This is a genomic window from Rhizobium sp. Rhizsp82 (genome assembly GCF_047325115.1).
Taxonomy (GTDB): domain Bacteria; phylum Pseudomonadota; class Alphaproteobacteria; order Rhizobiales; family Rhizobiaceae; genus Rhizobium.
Window position 1 is genome coordinate 972,138 of sequence record NZ_CP168570.1, and the last position, 26,334, is coordinate 998,471.

Consider the following 26,334-nt stretch of genomic DNA (forward strand, 5'->3'; position numbering starts at 1 on the left):
ATGAGCGGGCGCGCCCGCTTACCATTTCGAGCGAACGGAAACTCCATGCGTGGAATCACTCTGAAGTCCTGCCTTGCTATTGCGGTTGGTCTGATGCTGTCGGCAAGCGCCGTCGAATCTGCGTATGCGCAAGCGGCCAAGGGCCCGAGCGGCCTGCCGCTGCCGCGCTTCGTGACGCTGAAGTCGAAGCGCGTCAATCTGCGCATCGGCCCCGGAACCGATTATGCCGCTTCCTGGATGTACCTCAAGGCCGGCCTGCCGGTGGAGATCATCCAGGAATATGACAACTGGCGCCGCATCCGCGATGCCGACGGCACGGAAGGCTGGGTCAACCAGTCGCTGCTGTCGGGCCAGCGCTCGGCGCTGGCTGCGCCGTGGATGAAGGGCAAGGGTAAATCCGTCTTCGTCAACATGCGCCGCGAGCCGCAGTCCTCGGCAACCATCGTCGCCAAGCTGGAGCCTGGCGTGATGATCCATATCGGCGAGTGCAATGGCGACTGGTGCCATGCAGATGCCTACGGCGCCGAAGGATGGGTGGCGCAGTCGGAAATCTGGGGTGCCTACCCCGGCGAAGCCTTTAAATAAGCTTCGCTTCGCGGGCCGCTTCGGCAAGCGACTTCATCGGCCGGGGGCCGATCTGCTGGATCACGATGCCGGCCGCCAGGCAGCCGAGCTTGCCGCAATCCTCGAGCGTACGGCCCTGCGTGTAGCCGTAAAGGAAGCCTGAGGCGAAAAGATCGCCGGCGCCCGTCGTATCGACGACCTCGTTGATGCGGATCGCATCCACATACCAGCGCTCGCTGCCCTTCAGGATCACCGCGCCGTCTTCGCTCATCGTCACGGCCGCAATCTTGCAGTCCTTGGCGATCTTGTTCAGCGCTTCCTCGAAATCGTCGGTCTCATAGAGCGACAGCGCTTCCTGCTTGTTGGCGAAGACGATGTCGACAGTGCCGGAGCGCATCAGGTCGAGGAATTCTGCGCGGTAGCGGCCGACGCAGAAGCTGTCCGAGAGCGTCATCGACACCTCGCGGCCATTCTCATGGGCGATGCGGGCGCATTCGCGGATCGCTTCCTTGGCGCGCGGCGGATCCCAGAGATAGCCCTCGAAGTAGGTGACCTTGGCATCGGCGACGACATCGCTCTCGACGTCTTCGGGGCCGAGTTCGACGCAGGCGCCGAGATAGGTGTTCATCGAACGCTCGCCGTCATCGGTGACGAAGATCATCGAGCGTGCCGTCGGCGGGAACTTGCCCTTCGGCTTGGTCTGGTAGTGAACGCCCTGGGCGCGGATGTCGTGCGCGAAGATCTCGCCCAGCTGGTCGTCGGCGACCTTGCCGAAATAGGCGGCCTTGGCGCCGAGGCTTGCGGCACCGGCTGCCGTGTTGCCGGCGCTGCCGCCCGACGCTTCCAGAGCCGGTCCCATGCGGGAATAGAGCAGCTCGGCGCGTTCGGCATCGATGAGGTTCATCGCCGCCTTGGTGATCTTGTTGTCAATGAGGAACTGGTCGTCGCAACGCGCGATAATATCGACGATGGCGTTGCCGACAGTCAGAACATCGAATTTGGTCATGAAATGGGAGGTCCCGGATTTTGTGATAGCCGGGGTTTGGTCTTAGCGGAATTTCCGCTGATGGAAAGGAAAAAGGCTTTGGCGGCGGTTTTCTTCGCAAAAATGCCGCCAATCCGTCATGCCGTTGTCACCATGGACACCTAAATAAGCTCTCAAGCAGACCGGCATGAGCATCCAAGGATGTGGCCGGGTGAGAAGGGATGATGCCCTTCGACTGTTCCGGAAGCGGCGCTGACCACGGATGAACTGGCAGCATCGCGAACCGGGTGTCCGGCAAGACCGGATGCGGAAAAGCGGGCCTTGCCCGCTTTTTTTGTTTTCGCGGCTTCGAATGTTGGGACCAACGGGTTTGTCAACGCGCCGCCTTTGCTGTTAGACCTTGAGCTCCCCGCGCCAAGGCAGTTCTCACCGCATGACAGCTATCGTTTTCGACGTTCTCCCTATCTTCATCATGATCCTGATCGGCTGGCTGATCGTGAAAGCGGGGTTGATGACGGCCGATACCGGCGATGCGCTGAGCGATTTCGTCTTCAAGATCGCCGTGCCGATGCTGCTCTTCCGCACCATCGCCGAGGCTGACTTCCACGGCGCTTCGCCCTTCCGCCTCTGGATCGCCTATTTCTCCGGCGTTGCCGTCACCTGGACTGTCGGCCATATCGCCGCGACCAGGCTTTTCGGCCGCGATGCCCGCATCGGCGTTCTCGCCGGCGTCTCCTCGGCCTTCGCCAATACGATCTTCGTCGGCCTGCCGCTGGTGCAGCGCACCGTCGGCGACAAGGGTCTCGTGCCGCTCTCGATCCTGATTGCCGTGCATCTCCCCGTCATGATGATCGTCGGCACGATCCTGATGGAGCGCGCCGAACACAAGATCTCCGGCGCCGCCGACCGCAGCATCCTGAAGCTTCTGCGCCAGATCGGCCTCAATCTCATCCGCAATCCGCTGGTGATCGGCCTGGCGGCCGGTGCTGCCATGCACCTGCTTGGCCTGACGATGCCGGGTCCGGTCGAAAATATCGTCGATCAGATTGCCGGTGTTGCCGGTCCGGTCGCGCTGATTTCGCTTGGCATGGCGCTGGAGAAATACGGCGTATCGGGCAATCTCGGCATCGCCAGCGTCACCTCCGCCTGCAAGCTTCTGCTGCTGCCCTGCTGTGTCTGGATCGCCAGCCACCTCGTCGGGCTCGCGCCTGATTGGACGGCGGCGCTGGTGCTGATCGCTTCGGTTCCGACCGGCGTCAATGCCTGGCTGATCGCCAACCGCTTCGGCGTCGGCCACAGCCTCGCGGCCTCGACGATCACCGTGACCACCGCACTCGGCGCCATTTCGGTCTCGCTATGGGCCTATATCCTCGGCGCCTGACGCCGCAGGCGCGCAAAAGAAAAGCCCGGCTTGCGGCCGGGCTTCAATCTCTTTTCCGATATGTCGATCAGCTTACTGCGTGATCGTATCCGGAGCGTTCGGGTCCGGCAGAGGGGCCGGTGAATCGGCCAGCGTGTGCAGGTAAAGGATGACGTTGGCGCGATCCTGTTCCTTCGGCAGACCCGCAAAGCCCATGGCCGTGCCAGGGACCTGCTTCTTCGGAGCCATCAGGAAGTGGTTCAGGTGGTCGAAGGTCCACTTTTCAGCGCCGCCCTTGGAGAAGTCCTTCATAGCGGACGAATAGGCGAAGCCCTCATGCGAAGCGATCGGGCGATCGACGAGACCATAGAGGTTCGGACCGACTTTGTTCGGCCCCCCCTTGGTCGCGTCATGACAGGCCTGACACTTCTTGAAAATCGTTTCGCCGGCCTTGGCGTCAGCCGTCGGCAGCAGCTTTGCGATCGGAACCATTGCAGCGGCAGCACTCGCTTCGCCACCGCCAGCAGCTGGCGTCTCCTCGGCGACGATCGTGAAGCCTTCCTTCTCCGGTGCTTCTGAATGGAAGATTCCTTCGGACGCGATGGAGACCGACATCAGGACGAAAATCGTTCCGAGCAGCGCACCAACGGCCGTATTGACGTAAGAATTCATCTGCAATGCTCCCCGTGCAGTCGGCAGACCCTAAAAAGGTACCATCTTGAAATCGCGCGGAACCTATGTCTTTTGGCTGTTCGTTGCAACTGTCTAAATGGTCCTGTACGTGAGACTTTTTGACACTTTTCCGCCCGGAATAGAAGGCCCGACAGATGACTGGTTCAAATTTAGATGACGTCCTCGTTCTGATCCCGGCACGCATGGCTTCGACCCGGCTGCCGGGCAAGCCGCTTGCCGATATCTGCGGCCTGCCGATGATTGTTCAGGTCGCCAAGCGCGCCGAGGAGGCGGCCATCGGCCGCGTGGTCGTCGCGGTCGACGATCAGCGTGTCTTCGATGCCGTTTCCGCAGCCGGTTTCGAGGTCATCATGACGCGTTCCGATCACCAGTCCGGCTCGGACCGCATTCACGAGGCGCTGCAGAAGGTCGATCCGGAAGGCAAGGCGAAGATCATCGTCAACGTCCAGGGCGACCTGCCGACCATCGAGCCGGAAACCATCCGCGCGTCTCTCCGTCCGCTTGAGGATGCATCCGTCGATATCGCCACGCTGACGATCGAGATCGACAACGAAGACGACAAGACGGCGCCGCATATCGTGAAGGTCGTCGGTTCGCCACTCTCCGAGACGCGCCTGCGCGGCCTCTATTTCACCCGTGCGACTGCGCCCTATGGCAAGGGCCCGCTCTATCATCATATCGGCCTCTATGCTTACCGCCGGTCGGCCCTCGAGCGCTTCGTCTCGCTCGGCCCGTCGGTGCTCGAGCTGCGCGAATCGTTGGAACAGCTGCGAGCAGTCGAAGCCGGCATGCGCATCGATGCGGAGATCGTCGACACCGTGCCGCTCGGCGTCGATACGCCCGCCGATCTCGAAAAGGCCCGCCGCATTCTTTCGGCAAGACAGGCTTGAGGACATAGACATGAACACCAAGACAAACAGGATTTCGTTCCAAGGCGAGTTCGGCGCCAACTCCGACATGGCTTGCCGCGACATGTTCCCGACCATGGAGCCGCTGCCCTGCCAGACCTTCGAGGATGCCTTCACGGCGCTCGAAAGCGGCGAGGCGGATCTCGCGATGATCCCGATCGAGAACACGATCGCTGGGCGCGTTGCCGATATTCATCATCTGCTTCCCGATTCCAGGCTGCATATCGTCGGCGAATATTTCATGCCGATCCGCTTTCAGCTGATGGTGCTGCCGGGCGTCTCCAAGGATGAGATCCGCACGGTCCACAGCCACATCCACGCGCTCGGCCAGTGCCGCAAGATCGTTCGCGCCAATGGCTGGAAGCCGGTCATCGCCGGCGATACGGCGGGTGCTGCCAAGATGGTGCAGGAAACCGGAGACCGGACGATGGCAGCGCTTGCGCCGCGTCTCGCCGCCGATCTCTACGGCCTCGATATCGTCGCCGAGAATGTCGAAGACACCGAGAGCAACGTGACGCGCTTCGTCGTGCTGTCGCGCGATGAGGAGTGGGCGAGCCGTTCGAACGAGGAAGAGAAGATCGTCACGACCTTCGTCTTCAACGTCCGCAACATTCCGGCCGCGCTCTACAAGGCGCTCGGCGGCTTCGCCACCAACAACATCAACATGACGAAGCTGGAAAGCTACCAGATCGGCGGCAAGTTCATTGCTACGCAGTTCTATGCCGATATCGAAGGTCATGCGAACGACAGCAATGTCCGCCAGGCGCTGGAGGAGTTGCGCTTCTTCTCGGAGAAGGTCCGCATTCTCGGGGTCTACAAGGGTCACCCGATGCGCGGCCTGCTGCACAAGTAACAAAAAGGGCGCCATGGGCGCCCTTTTCTCGTTTCACTTGTCGGGCTCGCAAACCCGCAGGCGATGACCATCGGGGTCGAGCACCACGAAGGTCGGGCCGAAGTCGAGATCGACGAGTTCCTGGGCGATCGGCAGGCCACGCTTGCGCCAGTCGTCATACTGCTTGGCGACACCGTTATCGCCGGACACCATGAAGGCGATTTCGCCGCGATTGCCGATCGCGGACGGCTGCGGTTCGACATTGCTGCGGCGCCATAGGCCGAGCGTGAAGCCGCCATCGAGCGGGAAGGCGACGAAGTTCGGTGCGGCGACGGCCGGCTCGCGGCCGAGGATGTCCCTGTAGAAACTGGCGCTTTCAGCCGGGTCCTTGACATAGAGAATGATGAGGTTGGGGCTGGTCATGGTCGTATCCTTTTGTTGGAGATGGCTGCATGAATGCGTGCCGCGGCGATCCGCTGCGGCGGAATGAAATTTCTGGTCTTGGGTATTATCGGTTGCCGGCTAGGCTTCGGCTTCCTGGCAGGTCCAGGCGGACAGACCGAGGTCGCGCCGCATGCCCGACGACATCGACTGCGGATCGAGGCGGGGAATGTCGCCCCTCGCCATGTTGCGCGATGCGTTCTGCATCATGCGCAGCATCAGGGACTGCGGATAACCCGCATCGGCAGAAGATGTCTCGACAAGCCGGTCGCTGTATTTCGCGGTGCTGAGTTTCACGCTCGTCATCATCGGTTCTCCTTCTGGATTGGTACCGATAATAGCGCGCTCTACTGTCAGATTCTGGCAGTAGCCTTCAGCGTTCGACGGGCACGTGTTCGATCTCGCGCCATTCTTTCATTAGCGCGCTGCGGCGGCGCGGATAGCGCTCGTCATGAGGCGTCATGTCGATGATGCGGTCGGTGCGGAAATGGCGAAAACCGCGGCGCAGTTCGCACCAGGCCATCACCATGCGGATATGCTCGAAATAGCCGAGCGCAAACGGCCAGACCCGCCGCAGCGAGATGCGGCCCTGCTCGTCGCTGTAATGCAGTTCGAGGATGCGTTCGGTGCGGATCGCTTTGCGGATCAGGGCAACGTCGGCCTTGTCCTCATTGGCGCGCTTGGGGCCGACGAGCAGCGTTGCCGATTCGATCATCTCGCGCATCTCCTCGGGCAGGACGGCAGCGATCTTTGCCAGCGCATCGGCAGCCGCACCGGCAAGCCGAGGCTCCGCCGAGCGGTTGACCCAGCGCGATCCCAGCACCAGCGCTTCGAGTTCCTCTTCGGAAAACATCATCGGCGGCAGCATGAAGCCGGGCTTCAGCACGTAGCCGACGCCGGCTTCGCCTTCGATCATCGCGCCCTGGCTCTGCAGGCTGGCGATGTCGCGGTAGAGCGTGCGCAGGCTGACGCCGGTCTGTTCTGCCAGGATCACGCCGCTGACGGGGCGGCGGTGCCGCCGGAGCACCTGGAGAAGAGCAAGAAGCCTTTCCGAGCGCGAGACCGGCATGACCTATCGCTTCCACTCCACCCAGTCGCGCATCAGGCGATGGGCGATGGCGCCTTTCGGCGGCGAGGCCTGGCCGTTGGCGCCGGGGCGCTCCAGCATCTCGATCGTCTCTTCGCGGGTAAACCAGCGGCAGTCTTCCAGCTCCGCCTCGTCGCGGTTGATCTCGCTCGACTTCGCCTCGGCATAACAGCCGATCATCAGCGTATGCGGCATCGGCCAGGGCTGTGAGGCATGGTAGCGCACACGACCGGTCTTGATCCCGGACTCTTCCAGCGTCTCGCGGCGCACGGCGTTCTCGATGGTTTCGCCGGGCTCAACGAAACCGGCGAGGCAGGAATACATCCCAGGCGCAAAATGCGGCCCGCGTCCGAGCAGGCAGAGATCGCGCTTCTCGTCGATCGTCAGCATGATGACGACAGGATCTGTGCGCGGGAAAATCATGTGCTCGCAGGCGCTGCAGATCCGCTTGTAGCCACCGATCTTCAGCTCCATGCCGCCGCCGCAGCGGCCGCAGAATTTGTTGTCGCCGTTCCAGCGGATCAGGCTCGCTGCCTGGGCGAATTCGCCAAGCAGCACGTCGTCGAGAAGCTGGTCGCGATAGAGCGTCCGCCCGTCTGCCGGCTTGTAGTGGCTGGCCAACTCTTCTTCCGGCACGCCGACGGGGACGGCAAGCCGCGGTTCACCGGATTTGCGATAGCCGAGAAGAATTGTCTCGTCCCAATGCGGCTGCAGCTCCTGCAGTTCATAGCGCGCAAAGAGCGGATCGAGCACCTGGCCGTCATGCTTCAGGACCAGCTTGTCCTTGGCGAAGGCGAAGATATGCGTGCCGTCCTTGGCGAGCGCCGTCTCGACCGATTTCTCGTCGCGATGTTCGGAATCGCGGTTCAGGTCGTTTGCCGCAAAGGCGGTGAGGTTGCTCGGCTCCGGATGCGGAATGTCCGTATCGAAAATTGAAGAATTCATGATGAAAGGGCTTCCCGCAATGTCGTTATGAACTGCGCTCGCTTCTCGTCCTCGTAGGGCTCGACCTTGCCGAACCCCCAGATGGGTCCCGGCCAGTTGGCATCGCCTTCGAAGCGGGCAACGACATGAACATGAAGCTGGCGCACGACATTGCCAAGGGCCCCGACATTGATTTTTGTGGCGCCGGTCACCGTCTTCAGCGCGCTCGCCACCATGTCGGTCTCGAAGGCCAGCATCACCTGGTCGAGCGGTGTCAGCTCGAAGATCTCGGTAATCTCCGCACGGCGGGGAATGAGGATCAGCCAGGGCCAGCGCGCATCCTTCGACAATCGGAGATCGCAGAGGCCTGTGAGCATGATACTGGTGCTGTCATTTTCGAGCCGGGGGTCGAGCGCGAAATCCGCCAAAGTGCTTTCCTCCATTGTTTTCCAATGATTAGCAGTTTTTTTTGAGCTTGGCTTGCTTTTGATGACGATATTGCCGATATGTGGCTCCGGGAGGTTGGTGGTGGACGAGCCACTCGCCAACCGGGTCAGGTCCGGAAGGAAGCAGCCCTAACGAGCCCGGCACGGGTCATCGTGCCAGCCTCCCACCCTTCTCTCCATTCTTTGCCCGCATTGCCGGGCGACAAGCAGGGCGATGAGCGACACCGAGCGACAATCACAAGATGCCGCCTCGACGGGCACCGGTTACCGGGTGCTGGCACGCAAATACCGCCCCAAGGACTTTACGGACCTGATGGTCGGCCAGGAGCCGATGGTCCGCACCCTGACCAACGCCTTCGAGACCGGGCGCATCGCGCAGGCTTACATGCTGACCGGCGTTCGCGGCGTGGGCAAGACCACGACGGCGCGCATTCTGGCGCGTGCGCTGAACTACAAGACCCCTGACATCGACAAGCCGACGATCGACCTGCGTGTCCCCGGCGAACATTGCCAGGCGATCATGGAAGGCCGCCATGTCGATGTCATCGAGATGGACGCCGCCTCGCATACCGGTATCGATGACATCAGAGAGATCATCGAGCAGGTGCGCTACCGTCCGGTTTCGGCGCGCTACAAGGTCTATATCATCGACGAAGTGCACATGCTCTCGACGGCAGCCTTCAACGGCTTGCTGAAGACGCTCGAGGAACCGCCCGAGCATGTGAAGTTCATCTTCGCGACGACCGAAATCCGCAAGGTTCCGATCACTGTCCTGTCGCGCTGCCAGCGCTTCGATCTGCGCCGTATCAGCGCCTCGGATCTCGTTGGCCTGTTCACGACGATCGCCGCCAAGGAAGGCATCGAGGCTGAGCCGGATGCGCTCGCCATGATCGCCCGTGCCGCCGAAGGTTCGGCGCGTGACGGCCTCTCGCTGCTCGACCAGGCGATCGCCCATGGCGGCGGCGCGGTTCAGGCCGAAGCCGTGCGTGGCATGCTGGGTCTTGCCGATCGCGCCCGGATCGTCGATCTCTTCCAGCATGTGGTGAAGGGCGATGTCGCCTCGGCGCTCAACGAATTCCAGGCGCAATATGAAGCCGGCGCCAACCCCGTCGTCGTGCTCACCGATCTGGCCGATTTCACGCATCTCGTGACGCGCCTGAAATATGTGCCCGATGCCGCCAATGATCCGTCGCTGAGCGAGATCGAGCGCACCAAGGCTTCCGAATTCGCACAGGGCGTGGCGGTGACGACGCTGTCGCGCATGTGGCAGATGCTGCTGAAGGGCATTCCGGAGACGGAAGGTTCTTCGCGCACAGCAGGTGCTGCCGAAATGGTGCTGATCCGTCTTGCCCATGCTGCACATCTTCCCGCACCGGAAGATGCCGCCCGCAGGCTTGCGGAATTCTCCGACAATGGTGGCGGTTCTGGTCGCCCGGTTCCGTCGGGCAATGGCGGCGGCGCGCACGTCTCCTATCAGTCGGCGGCTCTAGCGCGTGCGCCCGAAACCACGCCGCGCCCGCAGCCGAATGGCGGCCCGACCGCGATGCTGCGCGCCGTGCCCAATCCCAATCCCCAGCCGATGCAGGCCGGGCGCATCGAAAGCCGGCCCGCCGAGGCACCGAAGCCTCTGGTCGCGGTCAATTCGATTGCCGATATCGTCAATCTGGCCGGTGAAAAGCGCGACGCCAAGGTCAAGGCGCTGGTGCGGACCTTCGTTCGTCCCGTCAAGATCGAGCCCGGCCACCTTGATGTCAACCTGACCGAGGGCGCGCCATCGACGCTGCTCAACGAGCTTGCCGTCAAGCTCAAGGAATGGACGGGCATCCACTGGATCGTCAGCCTCAGCCGTGAGCCCGGTCAGCCGACCATGGTCGAGGCCGAGGCTCGGGCCAAGGAACAGCAGGTCATCGATGCCCGCCAGGATCCGGATGTGGCGGCGATCCTCGCCCAGTTCCCCGGTGCCAAGATCATCGACGTCCGCGTCAGGGCGCCGGAGCCGGAGGAAGAGGGCGATATCGCCCCGCCCGCCGCTGCCGAATCCGCCGAGGGTGACATCCTCCCGGGGGATGACATAGAATTCTAGACTTTTAGAGAAGGACAAGACGATGCGCGACCTCATGGGAATGATGGGCAAAGTCAAGGAAATGCAGGCCAAGATGGAGCAGATGCAGGCGGAGATCGCCGAGCTCAAGGCCGAAGGCAAGGCAGGTGGCGGCCTCGTGACTGTCGTTCTGAACGGCAAGGGCGAGATGCAGAGCCTGAAGATCGATCCGTCGCTCTTCAAGGAAGACGATGTCGAAATCCTCGAAGACCTGATCGTTGCCGCCCACAAGGATGCCAAGGACAAGGCCGAAGCCGTCGCTGCGGAAAAGACCAAGGCGCTGACCGCTGGCCTGCCGATCCCGCCCGGCTTCAAGATGCCGTTCTGATCGCTGGAACTGGATTGCCGGGAGGAGGACTGAGGTGCTGACGCTGACGACGCTGCTGGTTTTTGCCGGCGCTCTTTTCATCGCTGCCGGTACGCCTGGCCCAAGCGTTGCGGCCCTCGTCGCCCGCGTCATCTCGAAGGGCGCGCGCGACGTGCTGCCCTTCCTGTTCGGCATGTGGGCGGGGGATGCCATCTGGCTGACCTGCGCCATCGCCGGCCTATCGGCGATCGCCGAAACCTTCTACCACGCCTTCGTCGTCATCAAGTGGCTCGGCATTCTCTATCTCCTGTACCTCGCCTGGAAGATGTGGTTCGCCAAGCCTGACGTCGAGGAAGAGGAATTGCCGCAGGCCCGCTCGCGCGGCCGGATGTTCCTGACGGGCCTGGCGATCGCGCTCGGCAATCCGAAGATCATGATGTTCTACATCGCGCTGCTGCCGTCGATCATCGACATCCGCGCCGTCTCCCTCGGTGGCTGGGCAGAACTGGTGGTGACACTGTTCCTCGTTCTCGCGGTCGTCGATTTCACCTGGATGTTCCTGGCAGCGAAGGCCCGCAGCTTTCTCAAGAGCCGCCGCGCCGTGATGATCGCCAACCGCGCCAGCGCTGCCACCATGGCCGGTGCCGCCATGGTGATCGCTACCCGCTGATTTTCGGCTAGGCCTCCAGCTGTGCCCGCAGCTTGTAATGGATGGGCGCTGCCAGGTAGCGCTCGCGGTCCTCGGCAGAAAGTTTTCGCCCGAACGTCTCCATCATCTCAGGCATCGTCACCTTCGCGCCGGAGAACGGGCGATATTCGACTGTCATCCCGGCTTCTACGATCCCATTGGCAAGCACGCGGCAATAAATGCCCGGCCGTCCAGCCTTGGTGTAGCGCTTGACGAAGCGCGGATCGTCCATCCTAGCGGCAAAGGTCGCGCAGGGGATGCGGGCCGAAGTGACCTCCAGAACAAGATCGCCCGCGATAAACCTGTCGCCGACCGAAACGTCGCGATTGTCCAGCCCCTCGATCACTAGGTTCTCCCCGAAGGCGCCGGGCGCGATCTCCCTGCCGAGCTCATTGCTCCACCAGTCGAGCGTTAGCGACCCCTCGATATAGACGGCCTGATCGACGCCGCCGTGATAGGTGCGATTGCAGACCGCGTCGCCCAGCAGTCCTTCGGCATCGATCATCACGCCGCCGCCGACCGCATGCTTGAAGATACCGGTCTTGTATTTCTTGCCTGGCAGCCGCTCTGGGCTTCCGGTGCAGACCGCTTTTATTTTCATGGCGGCGGCATTCCTTCCGCGATTCCGTTTTGACGACATATGGGCTAAGAACGGCGCATGGCAAAGCGAGTCACCGGCCCCGAAATCGAAAAACTCATCCAGCTTCTGGCGAAGGTGCCGGGCCTCGGGCCGCGCTCGGCGCGCCGCGCCGCGCTGCATCTGATCAAGAAGAAGGACCAGCTTCTCGGTCCTCTCTCCCATGCCATGGGCGATGCCTATGAGAAGGTGAAGGTCTGCTCGCGCTGCGGCAATGTCGATACTGTCGATCCCTGCACCGTCTGCACCGATGACCACCGCGACCAATCCGTCATCATCGTCGTCGAGGACGTGTCCGATCTCTGGGCGCTGGAGCGCGCCGGCGCCATGAACGCCGCCTACCATGTTCTCGGCGGCACGCTGTCGCCGCTCGATGGAGTCGGGCCTGATGATCTCAACATTCGCGGGCTGATCGACCGGGTCGGCGAGGGCGGCATCCGCGAGCTGATCATCGCCGTCAACGCCACCGTCGAGGGGCAGACCACAGCGCACTATATAACCGACCAGCTCTCCGGGCTCGATGTGAAGATCACCCGTCTCGCCCATGGCGTGCCCGTCGGCGGTGAGCTTGATTATCTTGATGAGGGAACGCTGGCGGCGGCACTTCGTGCACGAACGGCCATCTGAGGGGGAATGTCCGAATTGAAGATTCTTGCGCGTCTTTCGATCCTAACCGCCGCACTCGCTGTCTTGCTTCATCTTCCAGCGCAAGCCGCGCCATCCAAGGCCGCCGTCGAAGCGCAGTTCGAGAAATGGGTGCAGAACGACCTGCGGCCGGAAGCCGAGAAGAACGGCATCTCGGCCAAGACCTTTCAGGCTGCCTTTTCAGGCGTCGAGCTCAACTGGGATCTTCCCGATCTGGCGCCGCCCGGTTTCCCGCCGCCGAAGGAGCGCAAGCAGACGCAGGCCGAGTTCTCCTCCCCTGCACCCTATTTCAACGAGGATCGGTTGAAGAAGCTCGCCATGACCGGCCGCGGCTTCGCCTCGCAATACGCCTCTACCCTCAAGCGTATCGAGAAGACCTACGGCGTTCCGGGTTCGATCGTGCTCGCTATCTGGGGCCGTGAGACCGGGTTCGGCGCCGCCAAGATCCCCAATTCGGCGATCCAGGTTCTGGCGACCAAGGCCTTCATGTCGACCCGCAAGGACATGTTCCGCACCGAGTTGATCGCGGCACTCCACATCATCGACGGCGGTGACGTGACGCCCGCGGACTTCAAGGGCTCCTGGGCCGGTGCGCTCGGCCAGCCGCAATTCATGCCGACGAGCTATCTGAAATACGCCGTCGATTTCGACGGTGACGGCCACCGCAATATCTGGACCTCGGTGCCGGATACGCTGGCATCGATAGCCAACTATCTGGTCAAGAAGGGCTGGCAGCGCGACCGGGACTGGGGCTTCGAGGTGACGATCCCCGCCTCCGTCTCCTGCGCCCAGGAAGGCCCCGATCTCGCCAAGCCGCTGTCGCATTGGGCCTCGCTCGGCATAGACCGCATCACCGGTAAGGGTTTCCCGTCTTCGGAATTGAAGGCGGATGGTATGATGCTGGTGCCGGCCGGCCGCGACGGCCCGGAATTCATCGTCACGCCGAACTTCTACGTCATCAAGGAATACAACAACTCCGACCTCTACGCCCTCTATATCGGCAATCTCGCCGATCGCATCGCCTATGGTTCCGGCGCCTTCCAGGGCGCCTGGGGCGATGTCGGGAAGATGCTGCGCTCGGATGTGGCGGCGATGCAGAAGGCGCTGGAGCGCCAGGGCTACGATGTCGGCGGCTCCGACGGGCTGCCGGGCTACAAGACGCGCCGTTCGATCGGCCAGTGGCAGACAAAGAACGGTGAGAAGCCGACCTGCTATCCCGAGGCGTCGATGATCGGAAAGCTGAAATAGTCGTCAGAGACTGAGCTTCATGCCCTCATGGCTCGCCGTGAATCCGAGCTTCTCATAGAAGCGGATGGAATCGGATCGCGCCTTGTCGCTGGTGAGCTGCACCAGCTTGCACCCGCGCTCGCGGCAGACCTCGATTGCCCATTCGATGAAGCGCGTGCCGAGCCCGCTGCCGCGTTCCGCCGAGGCGATGCGTACACTCTCGATCTGCCCGCGCCACATGCCGGTGCGCGAAAGCCCGGGAATGAAGGTCAGCTGCAGGCAGCCGACCGGATTGTCGCGATCGTCGACCGCGACGGCAAGCAGCTGGTTCTGGTCTGCGTCGATGGCGGTAAAGGCTGCAGTGTAGCGCTCGTCGATCGGGTCGGAGATTGCCTCCCGGCCGCTTCCGAGCGCATCGTCGGCCAGCATCGCAATGATGGCGGGGAGATCGCTTTCCCTGGCTCGTCTGAACATCGCACGGGCACCTAGTGATGAATGTCGATCGGCGGCTTGTGGAAGACGTCGTCGGATGGCGGTATCGCCTGGCGCTCGATCATACGGTGGACATGCGGCAATTCCGTGCCCCGATGCAGCGCTCGTAGTCTGTCGGTATTCTCGGCATCGGCCTGGGTGCGGCGCTGATTGTGGCGGATGTATTCGACCCATGTCGGCGTATGATAGCTCTCCGTCCAGATGCCGGGATTTTCGAGATCGCGCATCAGCGCCCAGGCCCGCGCGCCATCGCGAATGCGGATCCGCCGCCGCTCGCCCATCAGCTTCAGGAACTCAGGAAGATCCTCGTCGCCGATGATATAGTCGATCTGGATGACGATCGGGCCGCTGCGTGGCGTGATGTCGAGGCCGAGCGCCGGCTCGATGAAGCGGTTGAGCGGATCGAGATTGAGCGACGCAAAGGCCGGCATCGAGAAGCGCAGGCCGATGACGATGCCGACGAGCATCACCGCCGCCGAACCATAGAGCGCATTGGAAACGCCGAACTCGTCGGCTGCGATACCCCAGAGCCAGCTGCCGCCGGCAATGCCGCCGAAGGTCACGGTCTGGTAGAGCGAGAGCGCCCGGCCCACGACCCAGCGCGGCGTCGAGAGCTGCACGATCGTGTTGAAGAGCGACAGCGCCAGAACCCAGCAGCCGCCCGAGATCAGCAGGCCGGCGCAGGTGAGGATGGCGAAAGGGCTGGCGGCGGTGATCGCCATGCTGAGAGCAAAGCCCGCGAAGGCATAGCGGATGATCGTTTCGCTGCTCAGCGCATCGCGAAGCCGCGCGTTCAGCGCGCCACCACCAATGGCGCCGATGCCGAAAGAACCGAGCATGAAGCCGTAGGTCAGCGGGCCTCCGGAGACGAGATTGATCGCAACGATGGGCAGCAGCGCCAGAATGGAGCTCGCGCCGACGCCGAAGATGAAGCCGCGGACGAGCACTTTCTCGAGGTTCGGCGACATCGAGATATAGCGGAGCCCGGCGAAGATTGCGCTGCCGAGGCTCTCGCGCGGCAGCGTCGAGGCGGGCAGGGCGGGCTTCCAGCGCTTCAGTGCATAGATCAGCGCCAGATAGCTCACCGTATTGACCGCAAAGGCCGCCGCAGCACCCGCCGCCGCAACGATGACGCCGCCGATTGCCGGGCCGACGCTGCGGGTCATGTTGAAGCCCATGCTGTTCAGCGTGACTGCATTTGGCAGATCCTCACGCGGCACCATGTCGCCGACCGAAGCCTGCCAGGAGGGATTGTTGAGCGCCGTGCCGCAGCCGATCAGGAAGGTGAAGATCAGCAGAAGCCAGGGCGTGATCCAGCCGATCAGCGCACAGGCCGTCAGCACGGCCGAAACGGCGAGCATCAGACATTGCGCCGTCAGCATCACGCGGCGCCGGTCGAAATTGTCGGCGAGCGCGCCCGAGACCAGCGAGAACAGCATGATCGGCAGCGCCGTCGATGTCTGCACCAACGCCACCATGTCCTCGGAGGCGGTGATCGTCGTCATCATCCAGGCGGCGCCGACGGCCTGGATCAGTCCGCCGAAATTCGACGCAAGGCTCGCAAACCAGATTCTGCGATAGGTTTCATGCTTCAGCGGCCCCAGCGTGGAAGAATTCGACGGCACGTCCCCTCCGTCCGGATTTGCTCCGGCTTGTCTTGTTCTCGTCCTGCCCAATATATGACGATGCGAGGCCGAGGCTAGGCAGGGATTTGCATCCGGGGCGCATTTGGCGCCAGAGCTTGCATTTTCGGAAAAACGGGCCTATATGCCACTCAAATTCTTGATCGTACGATGAAGAGTGGGCCGCAAGGACCCGCTCTTTTTTATTAGCTCGATCATGCAAAATGCTTTGAAATTTGCGAGGAGCGCACCGCTTGTCGGACCAGACAAACGTAGAAAACGAACTTGAGCCGCGGCTGATTACCGAGACCGGGCTTGACCAGCGCCTTGCCGACATCATCGAGCCTGTGCTTGTCGGCATGGGCTTCCGCCTGATCCGCGTCCGCATGCTGAACCAGAACGGCGCGACGCTGCAGATCATGGCAGAGAAGAACGATGGCACCATGACCGTCGAGGATTGCGAAGAGGTCTCCACGGCCGTTTCGCCGGTCCTCGATGTGGAAGATCCGATCGATCGGGAGTATCATCTCGAAGTGTCGTCTGCCGGTATCGACCGCCCTCTGGTGCGCAAGTCGGATTTCGTCCGCTGGCAGGGACATCTTGTGAAGTGCGAAACGTCGATCATGATCGGCAACCGCAAGCGGTTCCGCGGCAAGATTCTGGAATCGAATGCAGATGGCTTCACGCTTGAGCGTGACCAGGTTGCTTATGGCGAAGAGCAGAAGGTGGAAATCCCCTTCACGGCCCTTTCCGACGCCAAGCTTATCCTGACCGACGATCTGATCCGCGACGCCCTTCGCGCCGATAAGGCTGCGAAGGCGGAAGCCGCGAACCAGAACGACGCGGAAGACCAAGAATAACCGATCAACTACAGGCTCCAGGGACGGGAACCCGGAAGGCCAAGACGGAGAGATAAAACAATGGCAGTCAGTGCGAACCGGCTTGAGCTTCTGCAGATCGCAGATGCAGTGGCGCGCGAAAAAGTCATCGACCGCGAAATCGTGCTGGCCGCAATGGCCGACGCGATCCAGAAGGCGGCCCGCTCCCGTTACGGTTCGGAATCGAACATCCGCGCCGACATCAACCCGAAGACCGGCGAAATCCGCCTTCAGCGTCTGCTCGAAGTCGTCGAGAAGGCTGAAGACTATTCCACGCAGATCCCGCTGGAACTGGCCCGCGACCGCAACCCGGACGCAGCCCTTGGCGATTTCATCGCCGATCCGCTGCCACCGATGGATTTCGGCCGCATCGCGGCGCAGTCCGCAAAGCAGGTCATCGTCCAGAAGGTTCGCGAAGCCGAGCGTGACCGCCAGTTCGACGAGTTCAAGGACCGCGTCGGCGAAATCGTCAACGGCACCGTCAAGCGCGTCGAGTACGGCAACGTTATCGTCGATCTCGGCCGTGGCGAAGGCATTATCCGTCGCGACGAAATGATCCCGCGCGAAAACGTCCGCTATGGCGATCGCGTCCGCGCATACGTATATGATGTCCGTCGCGAACAGCGCGGCCCGCAGATTTTCCTGTCGCGCACGCATCCGCAGTTCATGGTGAAGCTCTTCACCATGGAAGTTCCGGAAATTTACGACGGCATCATCCAGGTTCGCTCGGTTGCCCGTGACCCGGGTTCGCGCGCCAAGATCGCCGTTATCTCGAACGATAGCTCGATCGATCCGGTCGGCGCCTGCGTCGGTATGCGCGGTTCGCGCGTTCAGGCCGTCGTCGGCGAACTCCAGGGCGAAAAGATCGACATCATTCCGTGGTCGCAGGATCCGGCGACCTTCGTGGTCAATGCCCTGCAGCCGGCTGAAGTCGCCAAGGTCGTTCTCGACGAAGATGCAGAGCGCATCGAAGTCGTCGTTCCCGACGAGCAGCTGTCGCTCGCCATCGGCCGCCGCGGTCAGAACGTTCGTCTGGCCTCGCAGCTGACCGGCTGGGACATCGACATCATGACGGAAGCCGAAGAGTCGGAGCGCCGTCAGAAGGAATTCAACGAGCGCACCAACCTGTTCATGGATGCTCTCGACGTTGACGAAATGGTCGGTCAGGTCCTGGCTTCCGAAGGCTTCGCAGCCGTTGAAGAGTTGGCCTATGTCGATCTCGACGAAATCGCCTCGATCGACGGTTTCGACGAAGACACCGCGCAGGAAATCCAGACCCGCGCCCGCGAATATCTCGAAAAGCTCGAAGCCGAGATGGACGAGAAGCGCAAGGCGCTCGGCGTTACCGACGAACTGCGCCAGATCAACGGCATCACCGCCCAGATGATGGTCGCCCTCGGCGAAGACGGCATCAAGACGGTCGAGGACTTCGCCGGTTGCGCAGCGGACGATCTCGTCGGCTGGACCGAGCGCAAGAACGGCGAAACGAAGAAGTTCGAGGGTCTCTTCTCGAAGTTCGATGTTTCGCGCGTCGAAGCTGAACAGATGGTCGTTCAGGCCCGCCTGCTGGCTGGCTGGATCACCGAGGAAGATCTTGCGAAGGACGCCGAAGGCGAAGCCGAGGCCGATGCTGCCGAGCAGGACGCATAATGACCGCGCAGCCGGACACTTCTCCTGAGGATGATGATCTTGCAGGTTACGACGTGAACGGCCGCATGTGCATCGTGACGCGCGAAAGCGGATCGCCGGATGAGCTGATCCGCTTCGTGGCCGCTCCCGATGGCTCCATCATTCCGGACCTGAAGCGTCAGCTTCCGGGTCGGGGATGCTGGGTGAAGGTCGACCGTTCCCTGGTCGACAAGGCGGTGGCGAAGAAGACCTTCGCCCGCGCTTTGAAGGCCGACGTGAAGGCTGCCGATGATCTCGGCGAAACCGTCGACCGGCTGCTGGCACAGCAGCTGATGCAGATGATGAATATGGCCCGCAAGGCCGGTCAGTTCATCACCGGCGCCTCGAAAGTGGATGCTGCGATCCGCGCTGGAGCGGCGATCGCGGTCTTCCATTCGACCGGAGCGGCCGATGATGGCGTGCGAAAGATAGACCAGGCTCGCAAGGCCTGGCACCTCGGAATGGAAACCGAGGAAGAAATACCTTCCTTCCGTCTCTTCTCGGAGAGCGAAATGGAAGGGGTGATGGGCCAGAATGCTTTTATCCATGCCGCAGTGCTTGCAGGGCAGGCAGGTGAGGGTGTAGTGAAGCGCGCAAAGATGCTCGAGCAGTACCGCAATGGCGGTCAGTCGCGAGCGCCGGGCAGCGCTGGCCGGCAAAAACAATGATACGGGCGACCGGCATCTGCCGGCCCATCATTGATCGACTTATGTGATTGACAGGGTCTGATGACGTCATCGATCCCTGTCCGAAGGAACGGGATCGAATGACCGATAGCAATGACGACAAGACACTTGGTGCAACGGGCAAGAAGACGCTGACCCTGAAACCGTCGGGGATAAGCCAGGGCACCGTGCGCCAGGATATGGGTCGCGGTCGCACCAAAGCGGTCGTCGTCGAGACCCGCAAGCGGCGCCCGATGCGCCCTGAAGATGAACGTCCGGTCGCACCTGCTCCGGCAGCGCCGCGCGCAGCCGAGCCTGCACCCGCGCCTGTCCAGGCTCGTCCGCAGCCGCAGGCACCGGCACCCCGTATCCAGCAGCCCAGCTCTCAGCAGCAGGCTCCGCGCCAGCAGGACCGTCCGCGTCCGGTGGTTCTGAACCATCTGTCGCCGGAGGAAATGGATGCGCGCCGTCGCGCTCTTGCCATGGCGCAGGTTCGCGAAGCTGAAGACGCCGCTCGCCGTGTCGAGGAAGAGAAGCGCCGCGCTGTCGAAGAAGCTGCCCGTCAGGCCGCTGAAGCTGAAGAGGCTGCGCGCCGCGCCGCTGAAGAAGCTGCCCGTCCGCCGGCACCTCCGGTCGTTGAAGCTCCTGCTCCGGCTCCGGCTGCAGAGCCTGTTCAGGCCCGTGCGGCTTAGCCGTCGGCACCTGCTGCCCGCCGCCCCGATGCCGCACCGGCACCTGGCGCTGCGCGTCCCGGCTCTGCAGCTGCTCCGGCAGCCGCCCGTGGCCGCCGCGAAGGCGAGGAAGATGATCGCGGCGGCGCTGCGCGCGGTGCTCCGGCACGCGGCCGTGTTGTCCGCCCGGAACCGGCAAAGCCCGTCACCACCCGTCCGAAGGGCGAGGAAGACCGCCGTCGCGGCAAGCTGACGATCGGCACTGCCGGCGTTGACGACGAAGGTGCGCGCGGCCGCTCGATGGCTGCCACCCGCCGCCGTCAGGAAAAGTTCCGCCGCAGCCAGATGCAGGAAACCCGCGAAAAGGTCATTCGCGAAGTCATCCTGCCCGAAACCATCACCATTCAGGAACTGTCGCAGCGTATGTCTGAACGCGCTGTCGACGTCATCAAGTACCTGATGAAGGAAGGCCAGATGATGAAGCCGGGCGACGTCATCGACGCCGACCTCGCAGAACTCATCGCCAGCGAATTCGGCCACACCGTCAAGCGCGTCTCGGAATCCGACGTCGAAGAAGGTATCTTCGACAAGGCCGACGATGCCGGCGAAATGGTTTCGCGTCCGCCTGTCGTCACCATCATGGGTCACGTCGACCACGGCAAGACCTCGCTGCTCGACGCCATCCGTCAGGCAAACGTCGTCTCGGGCGAAGCCGGCGGCATCACCCAGCATATCGGTGCCTATCAGGTCGAACAGAACGGCCAGAAGATCACCTTCATCGACACCCCCGGCCACGCCGCCTTCACGGCCATGCGTGCCCGTGGTGCGCAGGCGACGGATATCGCGATCCTGGTGGTCGCGGCCGACGACAGCGTGATGCCGCAGACGATCGAGTCCATCAACCACGCCAAGGCGGCCGGTGTTCCGATCATCGTGGCGATCAACAAGATCGACAAGCACGAAGCCAAGCCGGACCGCGTCCGTCAGCAGCTTCTGCAGCACGAAGTCTTCGTGGAATCGCTCGGCGGTGAAGTGCTCGACGTCGAAGTCTCGGCCAAGAACAAGACGAACCTCGACAAGCTGCTCGAAGCCGTCCTGCTGCAGGCCGAAATCCTCGACCTCAAGGCCGACCCGACCCGTACTGCCGAAGGCACCGTCATCGAAGCCCAGCTCGACCGTGGCCGTGGTGCGGTTGCGACCGTTCTGGTCCAGAAGGGCACGCTGAAGCCGGGCCAGATCATCGTTGCCGGCGATCAGTGGGGCCGCGTCCGCGCGCTCGTCACCGACAAGGGCGACCACGTCAAGGAAGCCGGTCCGGCGACTCCGGTCGAAGTTCTCGGTCTTTCCGGCACGCCGGCTGCAGGCGACAAGTTTGCCGTCGTCGAAAACGAAGCCCGTGCTCGCGAAATCTCCGAGTACCGCCAGCGTCTGGCGCGCGACAAGGCCGCTGCCCGCCAGTCCGGCCAGCGCGGTTCGCTCGAACAGATGATGAGCAAGCTGCAGAACACCGGCTACAAGGAATTCCCGCTGGTCATCAAGGGTGACGTGCAGGGTTCTATCGAGGCCATCATCGGCGCCCTGGACAAGCTCGGTACCGACGAAGTGCGTGCCCGCATCGTTCATTCGGGCGCCGGCGCCATCACCGAGTCGGATATCTCGCTTGCCGAGTCCTCCGATGCGGCGATCATCGGCTTCAACGTCCGTGCCAATGCACAGGCTCGTACCGCTGCCGAGCGCGGTGGTATCGAGATCCGCTACTACAACATCATCTACGATCTGGTGGATGACGTGAAGGCAGCGATGTCGGGCCTGCTGTCGCCGGAACGTCGCGAGACCTTCCTCGGCAATGCCGAGATCCTCGAGGTGTTCAACATCACCAAGACCGGCAAGGTCGCGGGCTGCCGCGTCACGGAAGGCAAGGTCGAGCGTGGTGCAGGCGTGCGCCTCATCCGCGACAACGTTGTCATCCACGAAGGCAAGCTCAAGACGCTCAAGCGCTTCAAGGACGAAGTATCGGAAGTTCCGGTCGGTCAGGAATGCGGTATGGCCTTCGAAAACTACGAAGACATCCGCGCCGGCGATGTCATCGAGTGCTTCCGCGTCGAGCATATCACCCGCTCGCTCTGATCGCGCGGACCTGTATCATGGACGGGCGCCGGATCACATAAGGCCGGCGCCCGAACCTTTTGAGGCAAAGAAAAATGGCAACAAGACCGACAACCTCGGCTCCTTCCCAGCGCATGCTGCGCGTCGGCGAGCAGGTGCGCGCTGCGATCACGCAGGTCCTGCAGCGCGGCGAAGTCCGCGACGACGTGATCGAAAAGACCGTGATCTCCATCTCCGAAGTGCGCATGTCGCCCGATCTGAAGATCGCGACCGCCTTCGTGACGCCGCTCGGCGTCTCCGATCATGACAAGGTGATCGCGGCGCTGAACAAGAATGCGAAATACATCCGCGGCCGCCTCGGCAATCAGCTGCGCCAGATGAAATACATGCCGGAAGTCCGCTTCCGCGACGATACGAGCTTCGACAATTACAAGAAGATCGATGAGCTCCTGCGCTCTCCGGAGGTCAGCCGCGACCTCGATGACGACGCTGACGCCTGATAACAGAAGAAGACATGTCCAAACCACGTAAACCCAAGGGCCGCCCGGTTTCCGGCTGGCTGATCCTCGACAAGCCGGTGGATTTCGGCTCCACGGAAGCTGTTTCCAAGATCAAGTGGCTGTTCAAGGCGCAGAAATGCGGCCATGCCGGCACGCTCGATCCGCTTGCCTCCGGCATGCTGCCGATCGCGCTTGGCGACGCCACCAAGACCGTTCCCTATGTCATGGATGGCCGCAAGATCTACGAATTCACCGTCACCTGGGGCGAAGAGCGCGCCACTGACGACCTCGAGGGTGACGTCACCCAGAGTTCGGACAAGCGTCCGTCGGAAGAACAGATCCGCGCCCTGCTGCCAGGCTATACCGGTGTCATCAATCAGGTCCCGCCGCAGTTTTCGGCGATCAAGATTGCCGGCGAGCGTGCCTATGACCTCGCCCGTGAGGGCGAGGCCGTCGAGATCCCGTCGCGCGAAGTCGAGATCTTCCGCCTGACGCTGCTCTCCTGCCCGGATGCCAGCACCGCGCATTTCGAAGTCGAATGCGGCAAGGGCACCTATGTCCGCGCTCTCGCCCGCGACTTCGGCCGCGAACTCGGTTGCTACGGCCATATCTCGGGTCTCCGCCGTACCTTCGTCGCTCCCTTCGCCGAAGACAGCATGATCCCGCTCGCCGATCTGGTCGCTCTCGAAGCGATCGAGGATCAGGACGAGCGTCTGGCCGCCCTCGACGCGCTGCTGATCGACACCAGCGAGGCGCTCTCCGCACTTCCGCATCTCATCGTCAACGACGACCAGGCGCACCGCCTGAAAATGGGCAATCCGATCCTCGTGCGCGGCCGCGATGCACCGATCACCGAGAGCGAAGCCTATGCGACGGCGCGCGGCAAACTGATCGCCATCGGCGAGATCGGCCAGGGCGAATTCCGCCCGAAGCGCGTCTTCGGCTGAGGCCACAGGAGCCTTGAGGAGGCGTGCCAGTCATGCCTCTTCCCTTCGCTGTCTGAATGGTTTATAGGCAGCGCCAGCATCAGGCAGGCCTGAATGCAATTCGCGGCCAAAGCTGGACGACATCCCGGCTTTTGGCGACCTTATCTCCTCTCATTGAAAGGAACATCCGATGTCGATTACTGCTGAGCGCAAGACCGCCCTGATCAAGGAATACGCAACGTTCGAAGGCGACACCGGTTCTCCGGAAGTCCAGGTTGCTATCCTGACCGAGCGGATCAACAACCTCACGGAACACTTCAAGGGCCACAAGAAGGACAACCACTCCCGCCGTGGCCTGCTGACGATGGTTTCGAGCCGCCGTTCGCTTCTCGACTACCTCAAGAAGAAGAACGAAGGCCGTTACACCAAGCTGATCACCAGCCTGGGTATCCGTCGCTAATGTTTTCCGGCGGGCTCTTCGGACGCCCGCCGGTTGCTTATTCGGGGCTTGGTGCCCCACAGACTGCCCGCCCCGTTTGATATCTCGCGTGGCGGAACTGAGGCAGACCCGGATGGGCCGGTTTTGCCAAAACAACCGTTGACCTGTCATGGGGCAGGATTGCCGGATGCTTTCCGGCCAAGGTACCGAAGCCTTGGCCCGGCTTTCTCGAAAGCCGCTGCCGCAAAGCCTCCCGTTGTCTTGCCCATGATGCGTCACATAATTGCGGTCGATCGCGCGCTATGCCTTGAAAGGGTCGTGGCGCCTGTTCCCGCATTGAAGGACAAGACATATGTTCGATACCCATAGCGTGGAAATCGAGTGGGCAGGCCGCCCGCTGAAGCTCGAAACCGGCAAGATCGCCCGTCAGGCTGACGGCGCCGTTCTCGCCACCTACGGCGAAACCGTCGTTCTCGCGACCGTCGTTTCCGCCAAGGCTCCGAAGCCCGGCCAGGATTTCTTCCCGCTCACCGTCAATTACCAGGAAAAGACCTACGCAGCCGGCAAGATCCCCGGCGGCTACTTCAAGCGCGAGGGACGTCCGTCGGAAAACGAAACCCTCGTTTCCCGCCTGATCGACCGCCCGATCCGCCCGCTCTTCCCGGAAGGCTACAAGAACGACACCCAGGTCGTCGTCACGGTCATCCAGCATGACCTCGAAAACAACCCGGATATCCTGTCGATGGTTGCGACCTCCGCAGCCTTGACGCTCTCCGGCGTTCCTTTCATGGGCCCGGTCGGCGGCGCTCGCGTCGGCTACATCAACGGCGAATACATCCTCAATCCGCATCTCGACGAGATGGACGAGTCGGTTCTCGACCTCGTCGTTGCCGGTACGCATGATGCCGTTCTGATGGTTGAATCCGAAGCCAAGGAACTCAACGAAGAAATCATGCTCGGCGCCGTCATGTTCGGCCACAAGGGCTTCCAGCCGGTTCTCGACGCGATCATCAAGCTCGCCGAAGTGGCTGCCAAGGAACCGCGCGACTTCCAGCCGGAAGACTATTCGGAACTCGAAGGCGAAATGCTGAAGCATTTCGAAGCCGAACTCCGCACCGCCTACAAGAACACGCAGAAGGCTGAACGCTACGCTGCCGTCGACGCCGTCAAGGCGAAGGTCAAGGCACACTTCCTGCCGGAAGAAGGCGAAGCCAAGTACACGGCTGAAGAAGTCGGCGCGATCTTCAAGCACCTGCAGGCCAAGATCGTTCGCTGGAACATCCTCGACACCAAGAGCCGCATCGACGGCCGCGACCTCGAAACTGTTCGCCCGATCGTTTCCGAAGTCGGCCTCCTGCCGCGCACCCACGGTTCTGCTCTCTTCACCCGCGGTGAAACGCAGGCGATCGTCGTTGCCACGCTCGGCACCGGCGAAGACGAACAGTATGTCGACAGCCTGACGGGCATGTACAAGGAGCGCTTCCTGCTCCATTACAACTTCCCGCCCTACTCTGTCGGCGAAACCGGCCGCATGGGCTCCCCGGGCCGCCGCGAAATCGGTCACGGCAAGCTCGCATGGCGCGCTATCCGCCCGATGCTGCCGTCGGCTGAACAGTTCCCCTACACGCTGCGCGTTGTCTCCGAAATCACCGAGTCGAACGGCTCGTCTTCGATGGCAACCGTTTGCGGCACCTCGCTGGCACTCATGGACGCAGGCGTTCCGCTTGCCAAGCCGGTTGCCGGTATCGCCATGGGCCTGATCCTCGAAGGTGACCGCTTCGCCGTTCTCTCCGACATCCTCGGCGACGAAGACCACCTCGGCGACATGGACTTCAAGGTTGCCGGTACCGCTGACGGCATCACCTCGCTGCAGATGGACATCAAGATCGCCGGTATCACCGAAGAGATCATGAAGGTCGCTCTCGGCCAGGCACAGGGCGGTCGCGCTCACATCCTCGGCGAAATGGCCAAGGCCATCACCGAGAGCCGCGGCCAGCTCGGCGAATTCGCTCCGCGCATCGAAGTCATGAACATCCCGGTCGACAAGATCCGTGAAGTCATCGGCTCCGGCGGCAAGGTCATCCGCGAAATCGTCGAAAAGACCGGCGCGAAGATCAACATCGAAGACGACGGCACCGTCAAGATCGCCTCGTCCTCGGGCAAGGAAATCGAAGCGGCCCGCAAGTGGATCCACTCGATCGTTGCCGAGCCGGAAATTGGCGTTATCTACGAAGGCACGGTCGTCAAGACCGCCGACTTCGGCGCATTCGTCAACTTCTTCGGCGCCCGTGACGGCCTCGTCCACATCTCGCAGCTCGCTTCCGAGCGCGTTGCCAAGACGCAGGACGTCGTCAAGGAAGGCCAGAAGGTCTGGGTCAAGCTCCTCGGCTTCGACGAGCGCGGCAAGGTCCGCCTGTCGATGAAGGTTGTCGATCAGGCGACCGGCCAGGAAATCCCGGCCGACAAGAAGAAGGAAGAAGCAGCCGAGTAAGCTGCGCCTTTCCAGGACTTCATGGGCGCGG

Annotated in this window: 26 protein-coding genes, 1 other RNA gene and 1 pseudogene; 18 read left to right on the forward strand and 10 right to left on the reverse strand. The window is 62.3% G+C overall.

Going from position 1 to position 26,334, the window contains the following annotated elements; genetic code table 11:
* Positions 1-45 precede the first annotated feature (45 nt).
* Positions 46-585: an SH3 domain-containing protein gene (locus ACEN84_RS09410; RefSeq protein ID WP_413710679.1), complete on the forward strand. Its 540-nt coding sequence runs from the start codon at positions 46-48 to the stop codon at positions 583-585.
* Here ACEN84_RS09410 and ACEN84_RS09415 read toward each other — a convergent pair.
* The gene (locus ACEN84_RS09415; RefSeq protein ID WP_130279404.1) at positions 578-1,570 is read right to left on the reverse strand and encodes an adenosine kinase; all 993 of its coding nucleotides are present in this window, start codon (positions 1,568-1,570) and stop codon (positions 578-580) included. The two genes, ACEN84_RS09410 and ACEN84_RS09415, sit on opposite strands and share 8 nt — an antisense overlap.
* A gap of 412 nt (positions 1,571-1,982) precedes the next feature.
* On the opposite strand from ACEN84_RS09415, the gene ACEN84_RS09420 reads away from it, so the two are divergent.
* Positions 1,983-2,930: an AEC family transporter gene (locus tag ACEN84_RS09420; protein WP_112714244.1), complete on the forward strand. Its 948-nt coding sequence runs from the start codon at positions 1,983-1,985 to the stop codon at positions 2,928-2,930.
* A gap of 72 nt (positions 2,931-3,002) precedes the next feature.
* Here the strand turns inward: ACEN84_RS09420 and ACEN84_RS09425 are convergent, their stop codons facing one another.
* Entirely contained in the window at positions 3,003-3,581 is a 579-nt protein-coding gene (locus ACEN84_RS09425) for a c-type cytochrome (RefSeq protein WP_112714242.1), read from the reverse strand.
* A 155-nt stretch (positions 3,582-3,736) separates the two neighbouring features.
* Between ACEN84_RS09425 and ACEN84_RS09430 the strand changes: the two genes are divergently transcribed.
* A complete protein-coding gene (locus ACEN84_RS09430; RefSeq protein WP_413710680.1) occupies positions 3,737-4,492 on the forward strand; it encodes a 3-deoxy-manno-octulosonate cytidylyltransferase in 756 nt (251 codons plus the stop codon).
* A gap of 10 nt (positions 4,493-4,502) precedes the next feature.
* Positions 4,503-5,363, forward strand: a complete 861-nt coding sequence (locus ACEN84_RS09435) for a prephenate dehydratase (RefSeq protein ID WP_112714238.1) — start codon at positions 4,503-4,505, stop codon at positions 5,361-5,363.
* 33 nt (positions 5,364-5,396) lie between these two features.
* Here the strand turns inward: ACEN84_RS09435 and ACEN84_RS09440 are convergent, their stop codons facing one another.
* The 5 genes from ACEN84_RS09440 to ACEN84_RS09460 all read right to left on the reverse strand — a co-directional run bounded on the left by ACEN84_RS09440 (position 5,397) and on the right by ACEN84_RS09460 (position 8,222).
* Entirely contained in the window at positions 5,397-5,765 is a 369-nt protein-coding gene (locus tag ACEN84_RS09440) for a VOC family protein (protein ID WP_413710681.1), read from the reverse strand.
* Positions 5,766-5,864: 99 nt separating this feature from the next.
* Positions 5,865-6,092, reverse strand: a complete 228-nt coding sequence (locus tag ACEN84_RS09445) for a hypothetical protein (RefSeq protein WP_413710682.1) — start codon at positions 6,090-6,092, stop codon at positions 5,865-5,867.
* A 64-nt stretch (positions 6,093-6,156) separates the two neighbouring features.
* A complete protein-coding gene (locus ACEN84_RS09450) occupies positions 6,157-6,852 on the reverse strand; it encodes a helix-turn-helix transcriptional regulator (RefSeq protein ID WP_413710683.1) in 696 nt (231 codons plus the stop codon).
* A gap of 3 nt (positions 6,853-6,855) precedes the next feature.
* Positions 6,856-7,815, reverse strand: coding sequence for an NAD(+) diphosphatase (gene nudC, locus ACEN84_RS09455; RefSeq protein WP_413710684.1), 960 nt, complete (start codon positions 7,813-7,815; stop codon positions 6,856-6,858).
* On the reverse strand, positions 7,812-8,222 hold the full coding sequence (locus ACEN84_RS09460; RefSeq protein WP_413710685.1) for an HIT domain-containing protein: 411 nt from the start codon (positions 8,220-8,222) through the stop codon (positions 7,812-7,814). Before ACEN84_RS09460 ends, nudC begins: the two co-directional genes overlap by 4 nt.
* A gap of 89 nt (positions 8,223-8,311) precedes the next feature.
* Here ACEN84_RS09460 and ffs point away from each other — a divergent pair.
* The 4 genes from ffs (at position 8,312) to ACEN84_RS09480 (ending at position 11,318) form a co-directional block, all read left to right on the forward strand.
* Positions 8,312-8,408, forward strand: an RNA gene (ffs, locus tag ACEN84_RS09465) — signal recognition particle sRNA small type.
* 46 nt (positions 8,409-8,454) lie between these two features.
* The gene (locus ACEN84_RS09470) at positions 8,455-10,323 is read left to right on the forward strand and encodes a DNA polymerase III subunit gamma/tau (protein WP_130279396.1); all 1,869 of its coding nucleotides are present in this window, start codon (positions 8,455-8,457) and stop codon (positions 10,321-10,323) included.
* 22 nt (positions 10,324-10,345) lie between these two features.
* Positions 10,346-10,669 (forward strand): YbaB/EbfC family nucleoid-associated protein, encoded by a 324-nt coding sequence (locus ACEN84_RS09475; RefSeq protein ID WP_112714224.1) that lies wholly within the window; start codon positions 10,346-10,348, stop codon positions 10,667-10,669.
* A gap of 37 nt (positions 10,670-10,706) precedes the next feature.
* A complete protein-coding gene (locus ACEN84_RS09480) occupies positions 10,707-11,318 on the forward strand; it encodes a LysE family translocator (RefSeq protein WP_413711285.1) in 612 nt (203 codons plus the stop codon).
* A 7-nt stretch (positions 11,319-11,325) separates the two neighbouring features.
* Here the strand turns inward: ACEN84_RS09480 and ACEN84_RS09485 are convergent, their stop codons facing one another.
* On the reverse strand, positions 11,326-11,937 hold the full coding sequence (locus ACEN84_RS09485; protein WP_413710686.1) for an MOSC domain-containing protein: 612 nt from the start codon (positions 11,935-11,937) through the stop codon (positions 11,326-11,328).
* A gap of 57 nt (positions 11,938-11,994) precedes the next feature.
* Here ACEN84_RS09485 and recR point away from each other — a divergent pair, with 57 nt between their 5' ends.
* Both recR and ACEN84_RS09495 read left to right on the forward strand, forming a co-directional pair.
* A complete protein-coding gene (recR, locus tag ACEN84_RS09490; protein ID WP_413710687.1) occupies positions 11,995-12,600 on the forward strand; it encodes a recombination mediator RecR in 606 nt (201 codons plus the stop codon).
* Positions 12,601-12,606: 6 nt separating this feature from the next.
* Positions 12,607-13,866: a lytic murein transglycosylase gene (locus tag ACEN84_RS09495; protein WP_413710688.1), complete on the forward strand. Its 1,260-nt coding sequence runs from the start codon at positions 12,607-12,609 to the stop codon at positions 13,864-13,866.
* A gap of 3 nt (positions 13,867-13,869) precedes the next feature.
* Here the strand turns inward: ACEN84_RS09495 and ACEN84_RS09500 are convergent, their stop codons facing one another.
* Both ACEN84_RS09500 and ACEN84_RS09505 read right to left on the reverse strand, forming a co-directional pair.
* A complete protein-coding gene (locus ACEN84_RS09500; protein WP_413710689.1) occupies positions 13,870-14,319 on the reverse strand; it encodes an N-acetyltransferase family protein in 450 nt (149 codons plus the stop codon).
* An 11-nt stretch (positions 14,320-14,330) separates the two neighbouring features.
* Positions 14,331-15,962 (reverse strand): MFS transporter, encoded by a 1,632-nt coding sequence (locus tag ACEN84_RS09505; RefSeq protein WP_413710690.1) that lies wholly within the window; start codon positions 15,960-15,962, stop codon positions 14,331-14,333.
* A 251-nt stretch (positions 15,963-16,213) separates the two neighbouring features.
* On the opposite strand from ACEN84_RS09505, the gene rimP reads away from it, so the two are divergent.
* The 8 genes and pseudogenes from rimP (at position 16,214) to pnp (ending at position 26,303) form a co-directional block, all read left to right on the forward strand.
* Positions 16,214-16,819 carry a ribosome maturation factor RimP gene (rimP, locus tag ACEN84_RS09510; RefSeq protein WP_112714212.1) on the forward strand — a complete coding sequence of 202 codons (606 nt, stop codon included), beginning with the start codon at positions 16,214-16,216 and terminating at the stop codon, positions 16,817-16,819.
* Between the two features lie 60 nt (positions 16,820-16,879).
* The gene (nusA, locus tag ACEN84_RS09515; protein WP_413710691.1) at positions 16,880-18,487 is read left to right on the forward strand and encodes a transcription termination factor NusA; all 1,608 of its coding nucleotides are present in this window, start codon (positions 16,880-16,882) and stop codon (positions 18,485-18,487) included.
* Entirely contained in the window at positions 18,487-19,173 is a 687-nt protein-coding gene (locus ACEN84_RS09520; RefSeq protein WP_413710692.1) for an RNA-binding protein, read from the forward strand. The genes nusA and ACEN84_RS09520 overlap by 1 nt, the downstream gene beginning before the upstream one ends.
* A gap of 98 nt (positions 19,174-19,271) precedes the next feature.
* Positions 19,272-21,968 (forward strand): annotated as a pseudogene (gene infB, locus ACEN84_RS09525) (translation initiation factor IF-2).
* Between the two features lie 74 nt (positions 21,969-22,042).
* Positions 22,043-22,447 carry a 30S ribosome-binding factor RbfA gene (gene rbfA / locus ACEN84_RS09530; RefSeq protein WP_112714204.1) on the forward strand — a complete coding sequence of 135 codons (405 nt, stop codon included), beginning with the start codon at positions 22,043-22,045 and terminating at the stop codon, positions 22,445-22,447.
* 14 nt (positions 22,448-22,461) lie between these two features.
* Positions 22,462-23,394 (forward strand): tRNA pseudouridine(55) synthase TruB, encoded by a 933-nt coding sequence (gene truB / locus ACEN84_RS09535; protein WP_413710693.1) that lies wholly within the window; start codon positions 22,462-22,464, stop codon positions 23,392-23,394.
* A gap of 169 nt (positions 23,395-23,563) precedes the next feature.
* On the forward strand, positions 23,564-23,833 hold the full coding sequence (gene rpsO, locus ACEN84_RS09540) for a 30S ribosomal protein S15 (RefSeq protein ID WP_026283114.1): 270 nt from the start codon (positions 23,564-23,566) through the stop codon (positions 23,831-23,833).
* A 331-nt stretch (positions 23,834-24,164) separates the two neighbouring features.
* Positions 24,165-26,303 carry a polyribonucleotide nucleotidyltransferase gene (gene pnp, locus ACEN84_RS09545; RefSeq protein ID WP_130279387.1) on the forward strand — a complete coding sequence of 713 codons (2,139 nt, stop codon included), beginning with the start codon at positions 24,165-24,167 and terminating at the stop codon, positions 26,301-26,303.
* Positions 26,304-26,334 lie beyond the last annotated feature (31 nt).